Source organism: Flavihumibacter profundi (genome assembly GCF_020076305.1).
GTDB classification, from domain to species: Bacteria; Bacteroidota; Bacteroidia; order Chitinophagales; family Chitinophagaceae; genus Flavihumibacter; species Flavihumibacter profundi.
Map to the genome: position 1 here is coordinate 181,513 of NZ_JAIQXE010000001.1, position 19,272 is coordinate 200,784.

15 protein-coding genes and 1 tRNA gene are annotated in these 19,272 nt (G+C 39.6%); 7 read left to right on the top strand and 9 right to left on the bottom strand.

The window, feature by feature from the left end:
* Positions 1–2: 2 nt before the first annotated feature.
* The 3 genes from LAQ65_RS00735 to LAQ65_RS00745 all read right to left on the bottom strand — a co-directional run bounded on the left by LAQ65_RS00735 (position 3) and on the right by LAQ65_RS00745 (position 4,471).
* Entirely contained in the window at positions 3–2,171 is a 2,169-nt protein-coding gene (locus LAQ65_RS00735) for a family 20 glycosylhydrolase (RefSeq protein ID WP_224115013.1), read from the bottom strand.
* A 50-nt stretch (positions 2,172–2,221) separates the two neighbouring features.
* Positions 2,222–3,310: an amidohydrolase family protein gene (locus tag LAQ65_RS00740; RefSeq protein WP_224115014.1), complete on the bottom strand. Its 1,089-nt coding sequence runs from the start codon at positions 3,308–3,310 to the stop codon at positions 2,222–2,224.
* A 273-nt stretch (positions 3,311–3,583) separates the two neighbouring features.
* Positions 3,584–4,471, bottom strand: a complete 888-nt coding sequence (locus LAQ65_RS00745) for a DUF4382 domain-containing protein (protein ID WP_224115015.1) — start codon at positions 4,469–4,471, stop codon at positions 3,584–3,586.
* 355 nt (positions 4,472–4,826) lie between these two features.
* Here LAQ65_RS00745 and LAQ65_RS00750 point away from each other — a divergent pair, with 355 nt between their 5' ends.
* Positions 4,827–5,888: a lysylphosphatidylglycerol synthase transmembrane domain-containing protein gene (locus LAQ65_RS00750; RefSeq protein ID WP_224115016.1), complete on the top strand. Its 1,062-nt coding sequence runs from the start codon at positions 4,827–4,829 to the stop codon at positions 5,886–5,888.
* Positions 5,889–5,909: 21 nt separating this feature from the next.
* Here the strand turns inward: LAQ65_RS00750 and LAQ65_RS00755 are convergent, their stop codons facing one another.
* The 4 genes from LAQ65_RS00755 to LAQ65_RS00770 form a co-directional block, all read right to left on the bottom strand.
* A complete protein-coding gene (locus tag LAQ65_RS00755) occupies positions 5,910–6,836 on the bottom strand; it encodes a cation diffusion facilitator family transporter (RefSeq protein ID WP_224115017.1) in 927 nt (308 codons plus the stop codon).
* Positions 6,836–8,218 carry a magnesium transporter gene (mgtE, locus tag LAQ65_RS00760; RefSeq protein ID WP_224115018.1) on the bottom strand — a complete coding sequence of 461 codons (1,383 nt, stop codon included), beginning with the start codon at positions 8,216–8,218 and terminating at the stop codon, positions 6,836–6,838. The genes LAQ65_RS00755 and mgtE overlap by 1 nt, the downstream gene beginning before the upstream one ends.
* Before the next feature lie 255 nt (positions 8,219–8,473).
* Positions 8,474–10,954 (bottom strand): mechanosensitive ion channel family protein, encoded by a 2,481-nt coding sequence (locus LAQ65_RS00765; RefSeq protein WP_224115019.1) that lies wholly within the window; start codon positions 10,952–10,954, stop codon positions 8,474–8,476.
* A gap of 143 nt (positions 10,955–11,097) precedes the next feature.
* Positions 11,098–12,138, bottom strand: coding sequence for a DUF4421 family protein (locus LAQ65_RS00770; RefSeq protein WP_224115020.1), 1,041 nt, complete (start codon positions 12,136–12,138; stop codon positions 11,098–11,100).
* A gap of 156 nt (positions 12,139–12,294) precedes the next feature.
* On the opposite strand from LAQ65_RS00770, the gene LAQ65_RS00775 reads away from it, so the two are divergent.
* Both LAQ65_RS00775 and LAQ65_RS00780 read left to right on the top strand, forming a co-directional pair.
* The gene (locus tag LAQ65_RS00775) at positions 12,295–13,491 is read left to right on the top strand and encodes an acyloxyacyl hydrolase (protein ID WP_224115021.1); all 1,197 of its coding nucleotides are present in this window, start codon (positions 12,295–12,297) and stop codon (positions 13,489–13,491) included.
* 100 nt (positions 13,492–13,591) lie between these two features.
* Positions 13,592–14,290: a hypothetical protein gene (locus LAQ65_RS00780; RefSeq protein WP_224115022.1), complete on the top strand. Its 699-nt coding sequence runs from the start codon at positions 13,592–13,594 to the stop codon at positions 14,288–14,290.
* A 59-nt stretch (positions 14,291–14,349) separates the two neighbouring features.
* On the opposite strand, the gene LAQ65_RS00785 is transcribed toward LAQ65_RS00780, so the two are convergent.
* Positions 14,350–14,700 carry a hypothetical protein gene (locus LAQ65_RS00785; RefSeq protein ID WP_224115023.1) on the bottom strand — a complete coding sequence of 117 codons (351 nt, stop codon included), beginning with the start codon at positions 14,698–14,700 and terminating at the stop codon, positions 14,350–14,352.
* 482 nt (positions 14,701–15,182) lie between these two features.
* A tRNA-Asp gene (locus tag LAQ65_RS00790) sits at positions 15,183–15,259 on the bottom strand.
* 119 nt (positions 15,260–15,378) lie between these two features.
* Between LAQ65_RS00790 and LAQ65_RS00795 the strand changes: the two genes are divergently transcribed.
* From LAQ65_RS00795 to LAQ65_RS00810, 4 genes are all read left to right on the top strand, one after another.
* Positions 15,379–16,359 carry an acetyl-CoA carboxylase carboxyltransferase subunit alpha gene (locus LAQ65_RS00795; protein WP_224115024.1) on the top strand — a complete coding sequence of 327 codons (981 nt, stop codon included), beginning with the start codon at positions 15,379–15,381 and terminating at the stop codon, positions 16,357–16,359.
* A 54-nt stretch (positions 16,360–16,413) separates the two neighbouring features.
* Complete coding sequence (dapA, locus tag LAQ65_RS00800; RefSeq protein WP_224115025.1) at positions 16,414–17,295, top strand: 4-hydroxy-tetrahydrodipicolinate synthase; 882 nt, start codon at positions 16,414–16,416, stop codon at positions 17,293–17,295.
* A gap of 83 nt (positions 17,296–17,378) precedes the next feature.
* Entirely contained in the window at positions 17,379–18,539 is a 1,161-nt protein-coding gene (locus tag LAQ65_RS00805) for a sensor histidine kinase (RefSeq protein ID WP_224115026.1), read from the top strand.
* Positions 18,536–19,267, top strand: coding sequence for a LytR/AlgR family response regulator transcription factor (locus LAQ65_RS00810; protein WP_224115027.1), 732 nt, complete (start codon positions 18,536–18,538; stop codon positions 19,265–19,267). Before LAQ65_RS00805 ends, LAQ65_RS00810 begins: the two co-directional genes overlap by 4 nt.
* The last annotated feature ends 5 nt before the right edge of the window (positions 19,268–19,272 follow it).

Genomic DNA, 19,272 nt, shown 5'->3' on the forward strand with positions numbered 1-19,272 from the left:
GTTTATTGTAAATTATTTACAATCATTCTTTCATATAATTCCTGTGCCTGGATCATCCAGGTTAAATCTTCCCGCTGGCTGGCCAAATGGAAATACCTGTCAGGTAAATAATTGGCAGGATTGGCTATGAAACGGGTTTGGGTATATACTTCCTCTAGTTCTGTCCAGGCAAGGTGTGATGCAATCAATGCCTTTTTTACTTCTGCAATCCCGGCATTATGTTCTGCTAAATCTTTACTGTCGTAATGTTTTAATGCTATTAATAAGCGGGGAGTTTCGGTTTGGAATTTGTATAATGAACCGGCAAGCTTCCAGTAGTATTTATTCCGCCTGGAATTATTTTGCAGGTCTTCCAGTTTTTGTGAAAGTTCAGGGTAGTTTTTTAATGCTGATTCGGCGCGGCTGAGTTTGTCGCTATACTTTTCGCTCCATAAACCCGGTGATTTCTTATCTGGCAATTCAATCAGTTTAGAAGTATAGTCAAATTGTTTATTTTCCTGTCCTTCTGACGGAGGCAGCCAGTGCTCTACCTGCTTCATGCTCTGCAGGGCATTTTCATCATCGAATAGACTTCCTTTTTTGTATAAGGCCTCATACCATAATAATGAGCCCGCTCTCAGTTGTTCATTTAATGTGGTATAGCCTGGCAGGGATAAACCGAACTCCCTTTGCAGCCAGGCCTCATCAAACCCTTCAAGGCTGCGGCCATTTGGCGACCAGCTGTATTCAGCTGCTGCAATAAAACCCCGCCAGTAATTTTCCATATGGGGTGATTTATCATCCCATGCTGTGCAAAGCATACCGGATATGTTTTTTTCTGCCGCCATTTGTATAAAACTCCTTATGGAAACTATACCCGATGATGCCGCACCTTTATTCCTTTCATCTGCCTGGAACAGCATGCCACCTTCGGCATTTGTAGCTGTTGCGACCATCGCCTGTAATTTGTGTTGCCTGTACCAGTCAAGGGCGAGGATATTTCCGGGTTGCCTGGCCATGGAATAGTTCCAGCGCATATACACACAGTTTTTTGGAAAATCCTGCTGCAGGCTGTCGAGGGTTGCAATGCCTTTCTTCCAGGCTTCAGTAGCCTCAGCAGCTGTAACCTCATCACTCCAGGTTGTTTTGTACAAGCCGGCATGTTGCAGTGGCATGTCATCCCAGAAGATAGGAATCCGGTTATTTTCTTTTGCGAATTCACAAACCCTTTTCAGCCAATATAAATTAAGGCTCATCATACCTTCTTTATCTGCAGTGGGTTTACATCGGGGGCATAACCCGATATTACCAATCTCATCACCGCCAATATGCAGGTATTTTGATCCCGGTGTTGCTTTGATGGCATCCCGGTAAAGGTCGAACAGTACCTGGTAAGTGCCTTCATTCAAAGGGCAAAAGGCCCAGTGGTTCCAGGGCAATTCCCTGAGACCGGCATATTGCTCATGTTTCAGGATAAATGTAGCATGACCCAGTCCCTGCACAAGCGGGGTGATTTCAATATACCTTTCGCGGGCATATTTTGTGAGGGCCGACATTTCATCGAGGCTGATAGACTGCGGCGCGCCAACAAGGGGCTGCAGTTGGTAGCGGAGTTTATCTTCAAATTCAAATACTATTGCATTGATTTTATACCGCGCTAACCTGTCAATGCTTTCATAATAGTAATTCATGTGATCCAGGTGGTGTTTCACATCAAAATGAACAGCACGGTAACTGAGTGCAGGAAAATCAGTTATACTGCAGCTTGGCAGCGGTATATTATTATCCCTTGCATCTTCCAGTAATTGCTCCAGTGACTGGCAGCCATAGAATAACCCGGCTTCGCCTTTAGCTGTTATTTCTATACGGTCCCTGGTAATTGCAAGGATATAGCCTTCTTCAGAAGGGAGGGATGCTATTGTTTTATTAAGGATAAGGGCAACTGTTCCTTTGCCTGCAGATTTTCCAACAGGGAGTTGAGATAGCAGGGTACCTATAACCGGTAGTTTACTATCTCCTTTGAGTAAGATGCTCACAAGGTTACCTGGCTTAAGCCCTTTTCCATTCAGTAAGTCCACTTTTTGTGGTTGGGGCAAAATTTTAAAAGGGTAGGGTAGCTGTGCCGCATAACCGCTTGAACAGACAAAGCAAATCAGTTTTAGTGCCAGAAAAAATTGAAACTTTATTTTCATGATACTTTTTTTACCCGATCAATTAAAATTGGCCAGTGGTTGTGCCCTGTTTATTGGTTCATTAATTTCATGGCATTTCCCTGGTATAGCTTATTAAGGATACTGTCAGAAAGCTGAAGGCCATATAAAGGCCAGTGGTATTTGAAAAGGTCATGTTCATAAATGTGCTCATCTGCTGATTCCAGCAACCTGAAAGTTGCCTGGTAAATTTTGGTTGCAAAATCAAGCGTGCTTTTAGGATCATAACCCGCGTCACTTCCATATAATAGCCTGTCCTGGTACTTTTCAATAAATGATTTTGCATACCGGGGTACAGTTGCAATTTCCTTCAGCCGTGAAGTGATATCTGCATAAAGGTTCTGATAGTTATCCAGCATATTACCCAGGATTTCCAGGTCGTGTGAACAGTTCGCTAAATGGCAGGCAATAAAATTAGTACCTGGGTTTTTTCTTACGGCTTCTTCAAGGGTATCTAAAAGTTGGGCATGGTTTAGTATCCCTTCCCCGGTCGTATCTATCCGCCAGTTATAAGCATTCATTAAGCCATCATTATGTTCGTCCATAGGGAGGTACATCCAGATTGGGTCTGCAATATGTACGCTGACAGGCAATCCTAATTCGCCACTTCTTTTCAAAAGGGGTTGCATTCTTTCATCATTCAGGTGCATGCCATATCCCGGAACGGGCCTTGAGTAATATTCCCCGATTCCCTTATCTCCTAATTCACCAACTCCTTTTGCCCCCTTCTTCTGGCATCGCTCCAGTTCTGCAATTGCATGGTCTATCCAATGATTGCCTGGTTCATCATAGCCAGTATAATCAAATCCACACCAGATGTCAAATTTGTCAGGATAGTCAGCATACCTTGTTGCGATGTCATCAAATCCGGGTCCTGTTTCGAAAGAGAGCACAACAGATTTTTTTACGTTGGCAGCTTCCATCCTTTTTACCAATTCATGGATGTCTGTATCGGGTTGCCAGGCATGGGCATGCATATCAATTACAGGGTGCCTGGATTGTAAAATAGTGGTTGTGGTTGTTTTGAAGGCTGATATTGGGTGGAAGTCCTTTAGCTTTATGTTTTCCGGGGAGCCTGGTACATCTCCTAATGGTTTTGGTTTAACATCCTCAAGATTCATTGCTGCTTTATTTTACACTTATCCTATAGATCGGTTACAGTATTCCCAGTTTTAATATCGGTTATTTTATTGGAATGCATTTAGCAATATCTGTTTATATAGCCTAAAAAGCACCTGTTGCCGGTATAAATATGCCTGGCAAGTTATTTTGGAAGTATTTGCTGGTTATGTTTTACACAAAAAAAGCAACAGCCCGAATTTTCGGGCTGTTGCTTTTTTTTGGGATATTTATTCCCCGTCCAACTGCGGAGAACTAAAAATGACCTGTTATATTTATTTGTGCAGGATAATTTTTCCTAATTCTGTTTCTCTCCTGTTATACACTTTTACGTCATTGATTGTGCTGTCCTGGTAACCATTTTTGCCGGCAATCAAAACGGAATAGGTGCCTTCCTTCAATCCCCTGATTTTAAATTCGCCTTCTCTTTCATGGTCAGGCAGTGCATAGGCAGTATCGGTAGAGTTGAAAGCTGTGATCATGCCATAGGCACTATCGGGTCTGACTTTTCCTTCAATTTCACCGGTATTCCGCTTACAAAATGGTTTTACAACCGGTTTCAGCCAATAAGTGCCATCGTCAAAGCGGATCGACTTAGCCAGGTTGAAATCCAGGATTAACTGAAAGTTATTCTGTGCAATCGAATCAAGGTGTTCATTACGGATATTGATAATAAAATAGTCTTTATTACCCCTTATTTTCAATGGGGCAACTATGCTGTCGGCCATTATGCTGTTATTGCTTCCAAGGGTAATTTTTATCTGCTTTATTTTACCCTGCGGAATAAAACTTGACCCTAATAAAGTATCCAGGCCATTTCTCAAGTGCAAAAGATCGTATATGCCAGGGTGGATATCAAGCGGAGTCCATACATCGCAATGGCCCATAGAATCTTTGACCTCCCTGTCATGGTTGCCATCCATTTCATCATCTTTATCTCCAAAGTGATGACAGGTGTCCACTTTTACATCAATACTTTTAATGTCGACCATTACATTCTCGTAATCATATGGCCCGTCTGTTAAATAAACTGAAAGTTGTGCTTTGCCTGCCGGTACAATACCATTGTTACCTGCAGATGCTTCTTTCTGGCAGGCATAAAAAACGGTTATAGACAAAAGAATAATAACCGGCATAATTAGCTTTGCGAGCTTTGTTTTCATGATAATTGATTAACGGTTTTGAAATTGACTGATTGGGTTACTTAAATAAAAAAATATAGCAGGGTAGAATTATAGATTCATTTGTCAATATTAGTTACCTCATTGATATGCTGAAGGAAGACCCGATTAATTATGGTATAGGATAATCTATCATCCAATAGTAAATAGGACAAAAAAGATGCCATTGTCCTTTCGAAAAATATCTTTTCGATAAAGTGTCAGCAGATTGATTTTTTTTAGGTTAATCCTAACAAATCGGTTTGTTAAATGCAATTAATTGGATCAGATGAAAATTTATATATTTATTTAGTTGTAATACCTGGGATTGGGGTTGGCCAATGTTAAATTTATTTCCGTGTCAGTTATAAATAACAATAACATATTTACTTTCCGTGAGGGAAGGGTGAAATCCAGGTCGTGGATATTATTTTTTATTTTCTTCCTTATGGTTTTTGGGTTCGTTGTGTATTATTTTTCGGAAATAAAAACAGAAATCAGGCTTCTTGGTAAGGTGGATATAATCTGGTTGATTGTTGCTGTTGTTGCCCAAATCCTCACTTATTTATTCACTGCCATTATTTACAGATTATTATTAAGTGCTCAAAAATTGAAGCAATTACCCAAACTCCTGGATATTCTTAAAGCTTCTGTTATTTCCCTGTTTTTCAATCAAATCGTACCCAGTGCCGAAATAAGTGGCAATACTTTTATTTTCAATTTCCTTTCTAAACTCAATATTAGGGTAGCGCAAATTATTTCCCTGATATTGGCGGAACTGCTGATTTATTACGCAGCTATGGAGGCGATAATTTTATTATTACTGTTTGCCTGCCTGTTTTTTAATAAGGTACAAACTGTTTTTATTGGCACACTTGCTGCAGGATTAGCTATTTACCTTGTTTTTGGAGCCTTGATATCACTTGCCGGAAGGAAAAAATCCCTTTTGTTTATCTATAAAAAGATTAAAAGGATGAAGCATATTAAAAAGTTGTTTGAAAATATTGTCCAGACGATTCAGCAACAGGGAATTTCAAAAGAAGATGTAAGGCTGTCAAAGTTCCTGAAGCACAATAAAATAACAGTATTAAATAACTTTCTCGTTCAGTTGCTACTTGTTGCTGCGGATGTATTTACCTTGTTTGCGCTATTTTATGGATTGGGTATTCACGTTTCGCTTTTTGTTGTGTTGCTTGGTTTCATATGTGCCCGTATTATTTGCTTAATCCCACTTTTACCTGGTGGCCTCATTCTTTATGAAAGCAGCATGAGTTTCTTTTTTGTAAGTCTTGGTATTCCTTTGGGGACAGCAATAATAGTAACGCTTATCTACAGGTTTTTGTCATTTTGGGCACCTATGCCCATTGGGTTATTCTTATACAGGAAATGGCTTAAGGGTGATTTTGGTGTAATTAAATAATGAATCTTCTGTACTATTCTATTAATAACAATCAACCCCATTACAATCTGATGATTTGCTTTCCGTTTCTAATGTCACATGTTGAATATTTTCATGCGCGAATAAGTGCTTAAGCTGCTCTTTTATTTGTTGCGCCTTCCGCATGTCTGCTTGTTCGTCGATAACAATATGGGCTGTCAGCGCATTTCTTGTGGTACCTATGGCCCAAACGTGTAAATGATGAATATCGATTACTCCATTGATTTTCAGGGCGATTTCTTTTAGTTTGTCGATGTTGATATTTTCAGGTACTCCATCCATGGAAAGTCGAAGGCTGTTTTTCAAAAGGTTCCAGGTACTTGCTATAATAACTAAACAAATTATAATGCTTAGTAAAGGATCAATCCAGTAAATTTTGGTAAAATATATTATAATGCCGCCAACTACCATGCCTAATGAAACTATTGCATCAGATGCTAAATGAAGAAAAGCACTTTTAAGATTTATGTCGGTCTCTTTATCCTTAAAAAACATAAAAGCGGATATTCCGTTGATTACGATCCCAATTGCTGCAATAATAGCAATTGTTTTGCCAGGCAACTCCTGGGTATATTTGAACCTTAGCAGTGCTTCATAAGCGATAGCTCCAATTGAAATAAGGAGCACCACTGCATTCAGTAAGGAAATTAGTATTGATGCCTTTCGATAGCCATAAGTGTATTTTCCCGTGGCTTTGCTTTTTGATAATTTAAAGGCCAGCATTGCAAGGGCTAATCCTGCAACGTCAAGGAAATTATGCCCTGCATCAGAAAGTAAGGATAGGGAATTAATTTTAAAACCAATTACTATCTGTATTAATACGTAAGACAGGTTTAATGCAATTCCAATTACAAATGCCTTATTGAGATCTGTAATTTCTACTGGTCCATGATGGTGCCCGCTATGGTTATGTTCGTGATGGTGTGCCATTATAATATTGTACCCTTTAAAATCACTGCGGCTATTGTAAAATAAATGACCAGCCCTGTTACATCCACAAGAGTTGCCACTAATGGCGCGGATGAAGTGGCGGGGTCTAGTTTAAACTTTTTTAAAACAATCGGAATCATGGAGCCACTAAGAGTTCCCCACATGACAATACCAATCAGGGAAAAGAAAATGGTTACGGCCACTAAGAACCATTCTTCGCCATAATTGTACAGATGGAGTTTTTGCCAAATTGAAATTCTTATAAATCCAATTGTTCCTAAAATAAATCCTAAAGTAAGTCCGGATAAAATCTCTCTTCGCATTACGAACCACCAGTCTTTAATAGTTAGTTCTTTCAGGGCCATGGCCCTGATAATTAGGGTTGCTGCCTGTGAGCCGCTGTTGCCCCCGCTTGAGATAATCAGTGGAACAAATAATGCCAGTACAACTGCCTTTGATATTTCAACATCAAAATAACCCATTGCTGTTGCTGTAAGCATCTCTCCAACAAATAGTACAATGAGCCAGGTCGCCCTTTTTTTGATGAGTGAGAAAAAGGCAGTCTTAACGTATGGATAATCCAATCCTTCAACACCACCAAATTTTTGAATGTCCTTTGTATCCCTTTGTTCTGCTACATCTAAGACATCATCAACAGTTAATACTCCTAATAATAAATTATCAGCATTGGTTACAGGCAATACGACCCTGTCATATTCTTTAAATTTAATTACCGCATCCTCTTTTGTATCAGTCATTTTAAGGCTAACGCATGAACCATCCAAGATGTCTGTTATTTTTTTTTGAGGATCGTTTAAAACAAAGCGACGTACAGGTATGTCATCTATCAGTCTCCCATCTTTATCCACTACATAAATTACATTTGCTGTCTCAGTATCTTTATGGTACTTCCTAAGATGTTCACTTGCCTCTGCAATAGTGACTTCCTTGTCAATTGTGGCAAATTCAGTATTTATCAACCTCGCCACACTATTTTCAGGATAACCTAAAATGTCATGGACCGCGTCTTTGTTTTTCTCATTTAGTAATTCTAATAACGAAGAACGTTCAACTCCTTTTATCAGCGAAAAAAATGCGATCCTGTCATCTGAACTTAGTTCATTTAATATCAGGGAGGATTTTGACCTGGGCGAATCTTTTACAATTTTCTTTTGCAACAAAACGTCTACATATGGGAATACCTTGGTTTGTGTACCGGAAGGCAAAGAATTAAACGCTTTAAATGCCGTTTCGGTGGGCACAGCCATCAGCATCTTTGCAATTTCTGAAGGGTGCACATTTTTATTCCCATTGCCAAATCCCAGAAGGCTGCTAAAATCGCCTTTGATGATTTTTTTACTGATTTCTTTTAAATTCATCATGCTTTTTAAATTGGGCGTTAGGGAATTTAGTCAGATAAATAGTTTTGAATTGAACGGGACCCAACAAATTAGTTGTAGATTTTTGTATGGGGTACAAAATTTATTTACTTCACGAGCGATTAACAACTGTCAATACCTGGAATTTTCCTGTTTTAGCTTTTCGGTAGTAAAAAAAAGATACCCGCCCTTATGGTATAAGTTATTGGCCTGTAATGTTTTAGTAAAGGAAAAATTAAAAATATCCCCCGTTTGAGTTTAAATTGGGGAAGCTGTTGAGCCAGTCCGGATATGAACATCCTGCTGAGGGTATGGTATAACAATACCTTCCGATTTGAATACGTCATTTATCTGTGAAATAATATCACTTTTTAAAAGTAGTGACTCCTTAATATTTTTAACCCAAAAAAGCAATTCAAATTCTATTGCACTTGCACCAAATTCTTTTGCCACAACTACCGGTTCCGGGTAATCCAGTATTTTTTCATGCTTTTCTAAAATTGTACTTAATATTTGTTTCACCTTATTCAAATCGGAGCCATATGCCACTCCAACGGTTACCACAAGCCGCTTTATGTTTTTACCCATTGTCCAATTGATCAGGTGTTGACTTAATAGGTCACCATTCGGAATGATTAAACAAGCACCATCCGCCATAGTCACCACACTGCTTCTGAACCCAATTGATTTCATTGTCCCGGGTTTATTATTCACCTCTATCACATCCCCGACATTTACCGGTTTCTCAAACGCGATGATCAGACCGCTGACAAGGTTGTTTACAAGTCCTTGCAATCCAAGGCCAATTCCTACTCCCAGTGCACCTAAAATAATGGTTAATTTATCGAGTGGAATTCCAGAGGCTGCAAATGCCAGGAATAGCCCCAGGCTAATAATAGCTATCCTTATTAGCAATAACCAGCTACCCAATCCAACTTTGCCCGGTTTTTTGTCCGGTTCCTGGATTTCACCTTCATCAGAAGCGAAAAAGGAGATGACCCTGGACAATAGCATTGAGCAAACCAGGATTAACAGGAAAATAAACAACCCATTAATGGTGAAAGTATAGTCACCTAATGTTCTTTCCGTATTCAGGAAGTCATTAAAGGGCAGCGCTATTTGTTTGAATTCATAAAAATTTCTTCCTACCAGTATAAGCCATCCAAGGACCAGGAAAAAATAAAATGCTGCAGGGACCTTGTCGCCAATCCTGTCAAAATTGATATAAAATAATTTTTTATCCGGATGTTTATAGATAATTGCGGTAATGGCAAGTGTCTCATTAATCAGCCGGACTGTCCAAAGGAATATTATAGCAATCACCACACCAGAATATCCGCTGATCATTAAAGTTTTTGACAGGTTGTACCGTCCGTAGATATTTAAAAGGCTTGCTGCAAATTCAACTATTACCACAAATCCTATAAAATATAAAATGCCTTTTTCTTTTAATTCATACCGGTGGCCCTGCAACAATATATACATGCCATAAGCCATGCCTGAAATGGTTAAACCCAGCATTAGCCACCGTTCCGTTCTGGATGCCTGTAGAAGAATAATATTGTCAATGCCGGCTAATAAGAACAGCAAAATTATGATGGACCAGAATTTCATCCAGTAATTTGAAATGAAACCGTTGAAAACAAAGGTCAGGCATATCGCCACCGGGAGCCATAAAACAAAGCTGAAGATAAATGGGGGTTCCAGGAAAATAAACTGAAATATACTCGTACATAGTATAAAAGCGGACAAAATAGGATATCTGAGTACCAATTGTCCATTAAAATCTTCCCTTAACTTATTTTGCTCAATCATTCGCTCTCTAATAGACCGGATAAAGAAGGCAAGTGCAAGGATCAGTAAAGCCAGGATAACCAAACGACCTTTATTGTCTTTGATATAAAAGTTAAGCGCAAGTTTTTCTTTATCCACGGAGAATTGTATGATTTCACCGAATGGGCGCGAATAGTGTACCGGCCAGGTAATATTTGGTAATTCCCGGTCTAATGTTTGTTCCGTTATTTCTATTCTGCGCTTTTCCAAATCTTCCAGTGACGACCTGAGCGAGAACACCATCAGTTCAACTTTATTCTGCAGTTCCTGTACATTGGCTAAAGCCTGATCCATGGCGGTATCAGTCGGACCAATCTCTTTAGCAACAACCAATAGCTTTTTAAAATACTTAATAGTATTAACAGAATCATCAGGGAAAATATAAAGTTCTGAATTGCTGGAAAGGGAATCAATTTTATCCCTGAAGCTAACCAGTGTCCTTGTATAAGTAGCCAGCACATTTTTTTGCTGGGTCATCTTGAATAATAGTTCAGTCAGGATGGCTGAGGATACGGCAAGGTTTCTTTGCGTTTGGGAAGTTCCTGTATTTACAAAAACACCGTCATTTACGATATTAACCGAGGCTGTTGTTTGTACTAAATCATTGCTTATCCCGAGGGTATCAATGCCTTTCTTCAGGTATATTTTTGCACGTTGTGTCTCATTCCTGATTTCTTCCAGGAGGAATTGCTGCTTTATACCGATCCTTCCTGCTTTGTACTTTTTGATACTCCTGATTGTTTCGTCCGTTCCTATTTTTTGGATTCTTGTTACAAAGCCAGATTTATTTGGCGTATCAACAGGATGTACCTGACTTGCTGAATCTGGTTGTTGGGCAATTGTCCACCTGGATAAACAGGTAAACAATAGCAATACGAAGTATTTCCTCCAGCAGGGGTTTGACATTTATTGGGTATAATTATTTTTTGGTTAAAGCACCGATATTATTTTGATTGTTATTCATGGACCCCGGTGGGGTGAATTCAAATATATTTAAAAAAAATAAATATAATAATGGATGGTTTGTCTTAGCCTGGAACTGAAATGCTTTATTTAGTACGTATAATATTATTCACGGATTCCACTTTTTCCTTCATCCATTTTGGCGCATTCAACCTGTAACCCACAAATCCCTGGATAGCAACTTTAGAATTTTCAGATATGGCACTTGTATGTTCCTGGTTGAAGGAAGATCCGGAAAATTGCATGTAAAAGCCTGTGAAAAATCTTTGTCCATTATATCCTAAGCCCGTCCACCCATCAAGCCGGAAGATAGCATTTCGCTGATCCGTGGAAACATCCCCGGATGGATACCTTGTTGTTAATCTGGTGTACACAAATCCTGCACCGGGGGTTAGTCCGAGGGAAAAATAAAAATTATTCCTGATCACGAATGTGTGATAATATCCTGCACCCAGTATTATTTCAAAGTTATTGGTCTTTTGAGTAGACCTACCGCTTTGGGGCGTTGACCTGTCATCTACAATATAATACCGGTATCGCAAAATCGGGATAAAGCTTCCCGCGCTCTTCAGTTGCCTTTGTGTCTGTGAGGTTACTGCGCTTACAGAGAATTTCGGATTGAAATTGTAGGCAGTGGTCCCCTGGTATTGATTATATACAAGTTCCGGAAATTGAATATAAGGGTCTCCAGGTTTCCAGGCCGTATTATAATCGGAAGTATTTTCCAGGTAATAGCCCTGGGTCTTTGAATATGATAACTCCTGCTGCCAGTGATTAAAATTGAAGTTCATGCCAAATCCCCCGCCCTTCGTTTTTCCCCTGATATCATCGTCGTCATTTCCTGGTAAAAATTTAGGAATGTATTTTATACTGAATGAAATGAATTTGTAGCTGAAACTAATCCGGCTGATGCTTTTTGCATTTGGACTAAGCTGGATTTTGTTTTGATCCGTTACGACTGCCAGGGTTTCAATATCTGAGTTCAGTATAATTTTTAACATGATATACTGGTTCATATTTTCAATCCATTTCTGTTTTGGCTGCATGATAAGGGAATCATCATGCTGAGCCTGACCAAACAAGTAAATCGGTAATAAAAGGATATTTAATATATAATATTTTCTCATTAAAAATGATTGGAAATCCGGTTCCTTGGCTTTTTAATTACCCATTTCAATGATGTAAGTTGAAATGGGTAAAGGAAGTAATAAAAAAAATGTAATATTTGCAGGTATCGGGTCGTTGAATTTATTAGATTTTTGCCTTTTCCTAAAAAGAAGTACATGTTTTTGCGTAGTAGGGTCATCTTTATTTTATGCTTATTCCTTTCGTTTAATGTTTCTGCTCAATCAGATTCCACAGTTTCCACAGACCCTAATTATGGGACCTTCAGGTTTTTCAGTATAAAACTTCATGCAGGAAAAAATTTTTATACCGGGGCTTCACTGACAAATGAGCTAAAACATGGGTACGGTGCCATTGAATTAAGGACTGGCTGGCAATCAAAAGGCAAGAAACATTGGGAGAACCAATACAATTATCCCGCATATGGCATTGGCTGGTACACCGGTTATGTTGGTGATGTTGATATTTTTGGACAACCAAATGCATTATTTGGATTTATAACATTCCCAATAACCCGGGGGAAATTAAATAGCTTCCATATTGAACCGGCTTTAGGGTTTACTTTTAACCTTAAACCCTATAATCGGGACCATAATTCTATTAATGATGCAATCGGGTCAAAATTCGCCATATATTTTTCATTGCATGGCGGTGGGCAATACAGGCTTAACAGGGAGGTTGACTTACTATATGGAATCGACTTTACGCACTTCAGTAATGGTCGCACAGTGACACCGAACCTTGGGTTGAATATGGCAGGATTCAGTTTAGGTGCCTTATATAATTTCAATGGAACCCAACACAAAGTTGATAATTCTGAACATCCAAAGACAATACTTGAAGCCAGGCCAACTTTTGGTAAAACCGCAGGACCCGATAAAATCAGGGAAAATAATGTTTCGTTATACCAGGCTATCGGTACCGTACAAAACAAAGATGACGCCGGAACAACACACAGTTACCTCACTTCTTCGACTGTTTTGGAATACCAGCATAAATTCAATACGATGCATGGCATTAGTTTTGGGTTTGATGCATTTATCGACCCAAGTGCCAGGGATACCGCTGAGTATCCTTTAAATAAGGAAAAAATGGAAACCTTTTTTCCGTCAGTCCATGTTGGTTATGATTTCATGTTCTGGCGCCTGACAGTAAGGTTACAAATTGGCTATAACCTGACTACAATCGGACGTGAGTTAAAAGGAAATACTTTTATGCGTCCGGCATTAAGGTATGAGTTTACAAAAAGGTTCTACGGACAGGTTGGACTAAAGACAATGAATGGCGCTACTGCAGACTGGATAGAATTTGGTGCAGGTTATAAATTGTTTTACCGAAGGCATAGCTTGGACTAACCCTGTAAAGTTGTTTTATCCATAACTTTTACTGTCACCGGAAACATCCCTGATTTCTTATATTTAGGTAATTGAATATTATCTATAAGTGAATAGTCCGATGAAAAAGAAGTTACTTACCGCCGCCTTACTGATTGTTGTTCCTTTTGTAATGAAAGCACAGGAAAAAATTAGGGTGATGGCAGGTGAAGATTTTTCAAAGGCCTTAAATTCCTATGGTATTTATCGTTTTCCAGCTTTTACGCAGTCAAAAATATTTTTCAGGAACAGGACACCGTCTGCTGCAAGACTCAATTATAATCTTGTTCTTGCTGAATTGCAATTTATAAACAGCCCAACAGATACACTGTCAATTGGTAATCCGGAAGATTTACAATGGATAGAAATTGATAGCGTGCTTTATTATTATGATAAAAGATACCTGGAAGTGCTTGCAGGCGGGGCAGAGGATGTAAAGCTTGCTTTCTGGCAGCAAATAAAAATTGAATTTGAGCAATTAGGTGCTTTTGACAAACCGGCAAATGGTGTTGATGTTAAAAGCTATAAGAATGTCAACTCGCCGATGGGTTATAATATAACTGATTTAACAGCTAACCAGAACAGGATCATCACCAAAGAAACCAGGTATTTCCTGGTAGATAAATACGGGAAATCCTTCCCTGCGAACAAGAGTAGTTTTTATAACCTTTTCCCTGGTGGTAAAGCTAAGATCCAGGATTATATAAAACAGGCGGACATCCATTTTGAAAGGATTGAAGACCTGAAAAAACTATATGCTTTTTGCCGGGAAGTAAACTAAAGGCTTCAACTACCCGGTCCTTAAATTGCTATACCAGGCCGTTATTTTACAAAGGGCGCTTACTTCTTTTTTACAGCCGCCTTCCCGGGCGTTAATTTAATAAGGCCATTGATATCCCCTTTTTTGGAGATAAATACAGACACCAGGGCCCTGAACACTTTATTGCCAGGTACGCCCAATATTTTGGCTGCTTCAGCTTTCCGCACCGGATCATCATTAATTTTTTTGGCATACTTGTTGGCCATATTCATCAACAGGTTCATTTCCTTCTGCTTCGGGCTCAGTTTACGTTTAGACATGTCCGGTGGTGCACTCAAAACGATTTTATCCCCATAGTTTTTTATGATCACGTTCCCCAGTTTTCCGGAGAACTGGGCCAGGATGCTGCTTAGGTCTCTATTGACTGCCATAATATGATTTTAGTTATAAGGTAGGCTTATATAAGCGAATCACAAAATATATCTTCCGTTAATACTAGGTTTGTCCTCTGTTTGTTCTCCGTTTATCCTCCGTAAACTACGGAGGATAAACGGAGAACAAACAGAATATTAACGGAGAATATTGAATTCAATAAGCCACATTGAAGCCTGGAAGAAGCCGCAACAATGTTTAAAGATTGTTGAATTATTCATACCTGGTGAAACCGGTAGGTTATTCCCTGGATGGGAAGAATCCATCCGGATTATTCAGGTTACCGGGAAAATAAGAGGACCCAAATTCAATGTGTAACGCTAAACTTGTTGGCCGAATAATAGTGGATAATACAGCTTTTGCCTCATCCTTGTGTTGAAACAAAACAGGCATAAAAAAAAGAAGAAATGCAATGGGATATAAAGAGAAAACCCTTCAGGATCAAGGAAACTGAAGGGTTTTAAAAGCTAGCGGATCAACCTGGCGGACCGGACGGGACTCGAACCCGCGACCTCTGCCGTGACAGGGCAGCATTCTAACCAACTGAACTACCGATCCATCCAAATTCCAAGTGTTTTCTCAAAATTGGATGGCAAAGATAAAGGGAAACTACCCTTTCAAACAAAACTTTTCTTTATTTTTTTTCAACCCTTAATTTTACAACTCAACCATCGCTTATGCCGGAAGATAAAAACAGACAATTCCTTGAGTTCGAACGTCCCATCAAAGAATTGTTTGACGATATAGAAAAGATGAAACAAACTGCTGAGAAGAACAGCAAGGTGGATATGAGTGGTACTATCGCTGACCTGGAAAACCAGATCATTGAAAGAAGGAAGGAGATCACCCAAACCCTTACCAGCTGGCAGAAAGTGCAACTGAGCAGGCACCCCGACCGTCCGTATACCCTGAAGTACATTCAGAAAATGGGCGACAATTTTGTTGAATTGTTCGGCGACCGTAATGTAAAAGATGATAAAGCCATGGTGGGTGGTTTCGCGCAGCTGAATGGCGAAACTGTGATGTTTATTGGTCAGCAAAAAGGCATTAATACCAAAATGCGGCAACTCAGGAATTTTGGTATGGCCAACCCTGAAGGCTACAGGAAAGCCCTGCGCCTTATGAAACTGGCTGAAAAATTCAATAAACCTATTATTACCCTGATCGATACACCAGGGGCCTTCCCGGGAATGGAAGCAGAAGAAAGGGGACAAGGGGAAGCCATCGCCCGCAACATTTATGAAATGATGCGGCTTAAAGTGCCAGTTATTTGCGCCATTATTGGTGAAGGCGCATCCGGTGGCGCTCTGGGCATTGGGGTGGGGGATCGGGTCCTTATGCTCGAAAACTCCTGGTATACAGTTATATCTCCCGAAAACTGCAGCTCTATTCTTTGGCGCAGCTGGGACCAAAAAGAAAAGGCGGCAGAAGAATTGAAGCTGACCTCCGACAATATGCTCAAATTCGGATTGGTAGACCGTATTGTACCTGAACCATTTGGTGGCGCCCACTGGGATTATGATGAAGCAGCCGCAAACCTTAAAACAGTCCTGATTGAAACGCTGGGCGAACTCAAACAGGTTACCGCAGAAGAGCGGGTGCGCCAACGCATCTCAAAATTCAGCAAAATGGGCTTTTGGGATGAACTGCCGGCCTGACCCGGCAACTAATCAGAACCAACTTATTGATTTAATTTAAAATTTTAATATTTCATGTCTCTCAGACAAACTTTACGCGGAACCGGTGTTGCAATTGTTACCCCTTTCACAAAAACCGGAAAAATTGATTTTTCAGCCCTGGAAAGCCTTATCAATTTTATCATTAAAAATGGTGTTGAATATATTGTAACCCTTGGTACAACAGGCGAAACGCCAACAATATCCAAAGAAGAGAAAATCGATATCATAAATTTTACTTTTGAAAAAGTAGACAGTCGTGTGCCCGTTGTAGTGGGCGTTGGTGGAAATAACACCCATGAATTGGTGAAAGACCTCAATACGCTGCCATTGGATAAGGCCACCGCAATACTAAGTGCCAGTCCTTATTACAGCAAACCATCCCAGGAAGGTATTTTCCTGCATTATGAAATGCTCGCAAAAGCTTCCCCAAAACCAATCATCCTGTACAATGTTCCGGGTCGTACCGGCAGGAACCTCGATGCCGCAACTGCGCTGAGGCTGGCCCATGAAGTACCCAATATCGGCGGCATTAAGGAAGCTGCCAATAATATGGTGCAGTGTATGCAGTTGCTGAAAGACCGTCCTGATCATTTCATGGTAGCAAGTGGTGACGATGACCTGGCTATGACCCAGCTGGCCTGCGGTATGGATGGTGTAATCAGTGTTGCAGCCAATTGCTTTCCCCGTAAATTTTCTGATATGGTGCGGGCCGGTTTGGACTTTGACTTTACTAAAGCCAAAGAACTAAACGACACTATGCTCGAAGCTTATTATTTACTGTTCGCAGAAAATAATCCTGCCGGTGTAAAATCTTTCCTGGCAGAAATGGGATTGATTGAAAATTATTTACGCCTGCCGATGGTACCGCTTAGTGAACCCCTTCGCGAAAAAGTGGTGCGATACCTGCGTAAATAGGATTTGAAGCTTTCGTCTATACAAATGGCCAACTTGTCGTTTTTCAGCCATTATTGATCCTGATTTCCTCATTTTTGAGGGATATGGATCAACATAGCTGGTATACGTCAAAGCGGGCCATTTTTTTTTATCATTTGTTATTCTGGGTGGCAACATTATTCCTTCCTCATTTGATAAGGCCTATCCTTGAACAATCCCCAAACCCTTCATTTGATAAATTTGCCATACATTATTCAAGAGGAAATGCAGGTTTTCAAAAGCTTCCAATTGGTACTTATGACAGCCTGCAGGGAAATGTATCTGCCCGGAAACAGCCGCCGCCTCATAGACCCAATGGGCATCTTTTTACCTCTGTTGCCCTGGGTTTAAATATTGTATGGATTTGCCTGTTTTACCTGAATACTTATTTTCTTATCCCTGAATTGATTTATCGCCGAAGGATTCCTTCCTATATTATTTTACAAGTTTCTGTTTTTATAATAGTAATATTCTGTTCTGTCCTGCTGCTATACTGGGTGGGACCACAGCCGAATTTTCGATTACCTGTTCCATTAATATTAAACATATTTCCATTCCTTTTTGTACAGGCCAGCGGCCTGGCATACCGGATGGTTATGGATAAAATAACTACCGATAAATTACTTAAGGATAAAGAAAATGAAGGATTGAAAACCGAACTTTCTTTTCTGCGCTCCCAAATTAGCCCGCATTTTGTATTCAATGTCCTTAATAATATGGTTTCCCTTGCCCGTAAACAGTCTGGCCAGCTGGAACCATCCCTGATTAAACTTTCCGGCATTATGCGGTACATGTTATATGAATCAGATGAAATGAAAGTGATGTTAACCAGGGAAATTGAATACCTGCAAAGCTATATTGACCTTCAGGCTTTGAGATTTGGGAAAGAGATTAATATAGTAGTTGATATTCAGATCCCCGATAAAAACTATTTCATTGAACCCATGCTGCTGATTCCTTTCGTGGAAAATGCTTTCAAACATTGTAATGCTTCAGCAATCCAACCCCTTATCGAAATATCCTTTAAGGTAACTAACGGTGTCCTCAGTTTATTGGTAAGGAACAATTTTGATCCTTCTGCAAAAGGTGAAAATGATTATACTTCCGGCATCGGGCTTGCGAATGTTAAACGTAGATTAAAACTATTGTACAGAGACAACCATTCTCTTTTTATCTCAGAAAGAAATGATACCTATGCAGTCTCACTACAAATTACCCTGGAATGATTATTCAATGTATTGCGGTTGATGATGAGGCGCTTTCACTGGATTTATTGGTTGATAATATTCGACAGGTTCCGTTTCTTAAATTGGTTGGAACAGCTAAAAATGCCCTTGAAGTAATTAATTTGTTAAAGGAGAAAACTATTGACCTGATTTTCCTGGATATCATGATGCCAGGCCTTTCCGGGATGCAGCTTGCAGCAAACCTGAAAGGTAAAACAAAGATTATTTTTTTAACAGCCTATAATAATTTTGCTCTTGAAAGTTATACTGTTCAGGCTATTGATTACCTGTTGAAACCGGTTTCCTTTGAGCGGTTCCTGGAAGCTTCAATGAAAGCACTTGATACTTTTACTGTTAGATCAACTACCCCGCCGGATGCAACCCTGAAACCATCAGATAACCAGAAGTATCTGTATGTGAACGTTGAGTATAATATGGTCAAAATTGAAGTCTCCGACATCTTCATGGTTGAGGGTTTTAAGGACTATGTGAAAATTCATATACAAAGTCAAAAAAGGCCTGTTATTGCAAGGATAAGCCTGAAGCTGCTGGAAGAAAAGCTAATGCCGTTTGATTTTTTACGTATTCATAAATCATATATTGTTGCACTTAACAGGATTGATGCCATCCATAAAAGTTTTGTGAAACTTGGTGAATTGGAAATCCCGGTCAGTGGTCATTATAAGGAAGAATTAATGCATCGCATTAGCTATTATAATATTCTTTAACTGTC